Genomic DNA, 297 nt, shown 5'->3' with positions numbered 1-297 from the left:
TACTCCTGGCATACCCTTCAACCCGAGAGTTTTTACGATTATTGTTAGCTTCTTCAATAAAGCTTTTATAAGGCGGTAAGGGCGCCGTCATTACTTCATCTTTTAACTTGCCATCGGCCCAAGCTTGAGTTGCTAATGAGTGAGAACGATGTGCTAAAGCATCTTGATCTTCACGGCTAATATTATGGGTTTTAGCCATTTGCTCAGCTGTTTGTCCCATTGATTGGCGGGTTGAGTCCTCTGCATCCTCTGGCGGTACAGTGGGTACGTGTATGAAACCCAGATTCGAGCTGAGGT

At 45.5% G+C, this 297-nt stretch carries 1 protein-coding gene; it reads right to left on the bottom strand.

What is annotated here, in order from left to right:
• Positions 1-297 (bottom strand): thiolase family protein (locus CWB66_RS21870; protein ID WP_502705311.1); only part of this gene is annotated, 297 nt, incomplete at both ends.

Source organism: Pseudoalteromonas sp. S558 (assembly GCF_005886635.1).
GTDB lineage: Bacteria > Pseudomonadota > Gammaproteobacteria > Enterobacterales > Alteromonadaceae > Pseudoalteromonas > Pseudoalteromonas aliena.
The sequence above is the reverse complement of the archived record's forward strand: the minus strand, read 5'-3'. Positions and strand labels throughout refer to the sequence as shown.